Source organism: uncultured Campylobacter sp. (assembly GCF_937997595.1).
Lineage (GTDB): Bacteria > Campylobacterota > Campylobacteria > Campylobacterales > Campylobacteraceae > Campylobacter_B.
Genome location: NZ_CALKTS010000128.1, coordinates 1 through 5750, shown reverse-complemented (window position 1 = coordinate 5750; position 5750 = coordinate 1). Strand labels below are relative to the sequence as shown.

At 46.2% G+C, this 5750-nt stretch carries 5 protein-coding genes and 1 tRNA gene; 2 read left to right on the top strand and 4 right to left on the bottom strand.

The features are described from left to right. Together Q0614_RS04525 and Q0614_RS04520 are read right to left on the bottom strand one after the other, a co-directional pair. Positions 1-967: hypothetical protein (locus Q0614_RS04525; protein ID WP_298786846.1), on the bottom strand; the 967-nt coding region annotated here is incomplete at its 3' end. A gap of 25 nt (positions 968-992) precedes the next feature. Next, complete coding sequence (locus Q0614_RS04520) at positions 993-1805, bottom strand: M23 family metallopeptidase (protein WP_298786844.1); 813 nt, start codon at positions 1803-1805, stop codon at positions 993-995. Between the two features lie 108 nt (positions 1806-1913). On the opposite strand from Q0614_RS04520, the gene Q0614_RS04515 reads away from it, so the two are divergent. Next, positions 1914-2729, top strand: a complete 816-nt coding sequence (locus Q0614_RS04515) for a lipid-binding SYLF domain-containing protein (RefSeq protein ID WP_005872227.1) — start codon at positions 1914-1916, stop codon at positions 2727-2729. A 254-nt stretch (positions 2730-2983) separates the two neighbouring features. Continuing rightward, positions 2984-3059 (top strand) — tRNA-Lys (locus Q0614_RS04510). Positions 3060-3580: 521 nt separating this feature from the next. On the opposite strand, the gene Q0614_RS04505 is transcribed toward Q0614_RS04510, so the two are convergent. Continuing rightward, positions 3581-4891, bottom strand: a complete 1311-nt coding sequence (locus Q0614_RS04505) for a sugar transferase (protein ID WP_298786842.1) — start codon at positions 4889-4891, stop codon at positions 3581-3583. Position 4892: 1 nt separating this feature from the next. Beyond that, positions 4893-5750: sugar phosphate nucleotidyltransferase (locus Q0614_RS04500; RefSeq protein WP_298786840.1), on the bottom strand; the 858-nt coding region annotated here is incomplete at its 5' end.

Below are 5750 nucleotides of genomic sequence, written 5' to 3'. Positions count from 1 at the left end.
TTTGCCCCTTAGAAAACTCGGAGCCTTGAGGCCCACAATCATTTGCGCACTTTATATCAAGCGCAGAATTTGCGAAAGTGGAATTTTTTGATGCAGAGCCTTGCGCCGTAGAATTTTTACTTCGTAAGTCCGCGTCCTGCTCTGCTACAAACGAATTTTCAGCTGCAAAATTCTCCGCTTGCGCCATAAAATTAGAATTTTGCGCCTTAAATACGGAATCTTTCACGAGCGCAGAGCTTTGCGCGGAAATAAAATTTCGCGATGCAGGAATGAAGCTTTGCCCTTTGGCAGAATTCGCAGGCGCAGAGCTTTGCAGCATAAATTTTTCACTCCTCGCATTTTCACTCTCTTCGAAACTAGCGGCGAGCCCCACACTCATGTCATCCTGCGCAGCATCATTTTGCAAAATTAAATTCTCGCGCGTCGTATCCCACGCGGTATCTGCGCAAAATTCCGCCCGAGCTGCGCCATAAAATTCTGCTTGCGAAACATCTTGAAATTCTGCCCTAGAAGTAAAGCCTTGCGCACTCTGAGCGCTGCGCGCAGAAAAATCTCGCTCGCCGCGCCTTGCATTTGTGGCATACGAAGTCTTTGCCAAGCTGTCATCCTCCTCAGGCGAAACTACGCCCAAATCTCCTTCGCAAAAGCTACCAAAATCGCAGGCGTCGTCAAGCTCCGCATAGCCATCCGCCGTGCGGAGACGATCTGCGCGGGCTTTCTTTTTGGGCGTAGAAGAGAGCGTGAGCCTGCCTGCAAGCTCGCGTCCGCCAGAGTTTAAAATCCCAAAAATTCTAGCTCTAAAACGCTCAAACTGCTCGCCACTGAGCGAAATTTTGTCGTTTAGGCTCTGCACGCCGAAGTCTGCGGCGGTAAAATTTACGATCGCTCCGTCCCTACTCGCGACGCGCACGCGACCCTTGACCGAGCCTTTTAGCTTAAAATCGCTGCCTGCGAGAATTTTTTTCATCAACTCCTTCGGATTGTAGGGCATTTTAGCGCTCGCCAAAAACCACTTCGTTAAATTTAGCGACGAAGCTTAGCGGATTGACGCTCACGCCGTTGATCGCGATGCCGAAGTGCAGATGTGGGCCGCTAACTCTACCGCTCTCGCCCGAAAGCGCGATTTCATCGCCTTTGTGAACGTGATCGCCAAGCGCCACTTTGATCTCGCTTAGATGATAATACTGCGAATAGATGCCGCCGCCGTGATCGATCACGACCGAGCCGCCCGCGTAGTAGCGGTCTTTGGCGATGACTACGACCCCGTCGTTGGCGGCGCGCACCGCAGTGCCTACTGCGGCGCGATAATCGGTGCCGCTGTGATAGCTTTTAAGCTCGCCATTGAAAGTGCGGGCATTGCCGAATGCAGAGGTTATTTTGGAGTTTAAAGGCAGCTCAAACGGCGTGGAAAAAAGATAGCGCGGCGTGGTAATCGCATAGATCGCGTTGGCTTCGTCGAGCTCTTTTTTGATACGCGCGGCGGCTTCTTTGGGCGGTTTAACTTTGCCAGGAGCGACGCTTAAGGTCTCTTTTTTGTACTCGCCCTTTTTCAAAGCGACGATCTGCTCGCGGCTGCCGCTTTGATCTACTATTCGCAGTGAGAAATCTCCCTTAGCACGGTAATTCGCTGCTAAAACGGCGATTTTATCGTTAGAATTTGGAGCCACGATGAGAGGAATTTGCTTTAAGCCAAAGCTCAACTCGGTCGTGCTTTTATCTAATTTTAAGATAACAACATCACCGTTTACTATGTCTAAAGCGAAAATTTTGATCGCCAAAAGTGCAAAAATAGCTAGAAATTTCATAAATTTTCCAAAATTCGTTATTTTTCATCAATTTTTTGTTAAAAATTAGCTAAAAAGAATGAAATTGCTGTTATAATAACGAAAATTCAATTTTAAAAGGATTAAATGATGAAAAAGTTTTTGCTTCTAGCATCTGTTGCACTTTGCGGTCTTTTGCACGCGGACGTCGTGGCAAATCAAGAGGTTATAGCAGCGACTAACGTTGTTAGATCTTTCGTAGCGGCTAATAACTTCGGCACCGATGAGCGCTATCTGACTAGCGCCAAAGCCGTCGCAATCCTAACCGACGTAAAACGTTTAGCTGCGGGCGCATCGCTGCAGTACGGCGATGGAATTTTTAGCGTCAAAGGCGAGAATGGCGAGTGGAGTTCGCCGATTTTTATCAAATATAAAGGCTACGGCGTAGGCTTACAGGCAGGCTACGAGACGAGCGACATTGTGATGATCTTCCATACTACGAAGTCATATCAAGACATTTTTACCGGCACAGACACCCTTGAGATCAATGTAGGTGCCGCAGCAGGCGGCGTAGGTAGAAGAACCGGTCGCGCAACCGATCTACCTGATATTTCTGCATGGATGGTAAGCCCGGGCGAGCAAACAGGCGTCTACCTAGGCGTATCGATTGACAACGGCAGAATCACTATCGACGATCAACTAACTAACGACTTCTATGAGAGAATTTACGACTACGAGGACATCTTAAATGACTCTCCGCGCGCGAATAAATACGCAAAAAGATGGAAAGAAGTGATGAGGAAGTATTTCACAAACGGCGAGAAATACGGTGCTAGCAGCAGTGCGGCGATACCTGTAAATCACGTGCAGAAAAAATATCCTGACGGTAAGCCGATCATCTCAAACCGCTCTCCTAGAACTCATGCTAAGGCTACGCGAAGCAAAAAGGCTAAAAAAGCAAAATAAATTATCGAGTTAAGCCCCGCTTATGGGGCTTCTTGTTTTGGACTTTGCGTTGAGTTTGCGCAAGAGCGCCGAGATGTGAAATCGAAGTGCATAGGTTATTTTAAAAAGATTTATTGGTTCTTTACTAAAGTATTTATTTAATTTTTATGAGTTATTAGGTATATAAAGACCGAATAAAATTTTATGAAATTTAACGAAATTTTTATAAAATTTAATCAGTTTTTTATATTTTTATCACTACAATTATAGTTCCTGTCTCGTTAGCTCAGTTGGTAGAGCATCTGACTCTTAATCAGGCGGCCGTAGGTTCGAATCCTACACGGGACACCATTTTTACTGCTCAAATAGATCAAAATTTTATCTACAAATTACCTAAATTTTAAAATAGCTGTCGCTTTTGCAAAATAGGCATTTTAAAATTTTAAAATATGTCAACGCGGAAACGAGGATAAAATTCATCTGCTTTGCGTAAATTTTACATAGTAGTATTCGCGCAAAAGCGGAAAGCGGCAGTGAAATTTATCAGGTAGCGCTATTTTTATGTGTGCTTAAACAATATGATTAACGGCTAATACTTTTCCCGCGATACTACATAATCTTGGTCGTCTGCATTAAACTATCACCATTTTTGCATAGTCTTATTTTACGCAAGCATGCGATGAAATTTCAAAATTTCAAATTTTGCGCCGCAAATTCCTAGCTATTGCCGCGCGCTCGCATTGTTTGTGTATATGTATTTTAATCGTGGCGAAATTGAAACCCGGGCGATTCCAATATCTCGATCGAAGCGCCGTATTAAATTTAAAATTTATCTCAAAAGAAAGAACCTGCCTTAAGGATTCGATAACCGATCAGCTTGCCCCTTCACGTGCTAAAACGACTTTGAAGGTTTTTAAAATAATTACGATGTCGTTCCAGATCGACCAGTTTTTCATATACCACGTATCCATACCGGCCCTAGTCGCAAAATCCACATCGCTGCGCCCGCTCACCTGCCAAAACCCAGTAATGCCGGGCTTAACGGCTAGGATTAGATCGGCGTATTCGCCCATATCCTTGCGCTCGTACTGCGCGCACGGGCGAGGACCTACGATGCTCATTTCGCCCTTTAGGACATTGATCAGCTGCGGAAGCTCATCTAGCGAGCTTTTGCGCAAAAAATCGCCCAGCTTCGTGATGCGCGGATCGTGCTCGTATTTATGATATTTTTCAAAATACTCCACCTCTTGCGGATTTTGCTTTAGATACTGGGCTAAAATTTCATCACCGTTTTCTTTCATCGAGCGAAATTTCAGGCAACCAAACGGCTTACCGCCAAGCCCCATTCTTTGATGCGAAAAAAATATGCTCCCTGTGGGCTCTTTTAGCTTCATCATCAGCGCGATTACGCCGAAAATCGGCACTAGCAAAGGAAGCGCTAAGAAAATTAGCGCCAAATCAAGCCCGCGTTTAAGAGCTAAATTTAAAGGGCTTTTCAGAGAATTTCGTATCGCAAAGAGGCTGGTGCGCGAGGCAAAAACGCTGTAAATATCTGCCTGCGTAAAGTCGTATGAGCGCAGCACGGGGGTGAATAAAATTTCTTTGTTCTTTCTGATATTATGCTTGATAAGCTCGTTCAAGGCTTTCGCATCAAGCCTGCTTCCGCCGATAAACAACACGTCGTAATCGCCGCCAAGAGCTCTAACATATCCTAAATACGCGCTTTCTAAGACGGCGCTTTCAAACTCCTCGCCCTCGCCTAAAATTTTCGCCCTCTTTCGCCATAATCCAAATTTAAAAAGCTTCCTTTTCGTTATGAGCTTACAAAGAGGCAAAACCACCGCCATAAAGGCAAAGCTCAAAATAAAGCTGGCACGCGAAAATTCGTAATTGACTTTGATTAAAGCAAGTAGCGCTAGGCTTAGCAAAAGCCCAAAAAAGCAGCTTCTCACTAAAATTCTACTCTCATGCCAAAAATCATATCGCCTCGAATAGATCCCCTGATAAAAAAATAGAAATATCATTATGGCGTAGGACGGCGCGAATCCCTGATACCTGCCAATGTCCAGCAGCACGCTATCGCCGTAGAGCAAATTTTTAAGCACCACGGCAAGTCCGAAGCAAAGCCAGATGCCGAAAATATCGACAGTCAAGATTATCAAAACGCAGAGTTGCTTTTTCATCCTAGCTCCTATTAAAATCATCTTGCAGGCGCACGATATCGTCCTCGCCGGTGTAGCTGCCGACTTGAGCTTCGATTAGCACGACGGGGATTTTGCCTTCGTTTGCGAGGCGATGAACCTCGCCCATTCTAATGAACGTAGATTCGTTCTCGCGCAACAAGAAATTTCGCTCGCCCACGGTCACGGTCGCGGTGCCGCTAACGACGATCCAATGCTCGTTGCGATGGTAGTGCTTCTGCAGCGATAGCCGCTTGCCGGGCTTAACGACGATACGCTTGATCTTGTAGCCGCGCTCATCTTCGAGCACAGTGTAGCTGCCCCACGGGCGGTGCGTCGTTACGTGCACGCGCGCCAGATCGCTATCCCTCAGCCGCTCCACCACCTGCTTTACCTTTTGAGTAGAGCCTTTTTTACATACGAGCAGGGCGTCCTTGGTATCGACGATAGCGAGATCCTCGATGTCTATGGCGGCTATCGTGCGGCCCGAGCCGATGATGAGATTGTTTTTAGAATTTAGAGTGATATTTTGCTCGACAGCGGTGTTGCCGTTCGCGTCTTTAGGCAGCTCGGCGTCTAAACTATCGAAGCTTCCCAGATCGCTCCAGCCGATGTCTGCAGGCACGACCTTAGCAAGACTCGTGCGCTCCATAACCGCATAATCAATGCTATCTGCGGGGATCTCTTGTATATCGGGGAGTTTAATTCTAATCGGATTTTCCGCGTTAGAATTTTCGTACGCACGGACGCAAGCTTCGTAAATTTCAGGACTATACGCCTTTAACTCGCTTAGAAATACGCCGGCTTTGAACATAAACATGCCGCTGTTCCAGTAAAAATTCCCCGCCGCTATGTAGCTTTG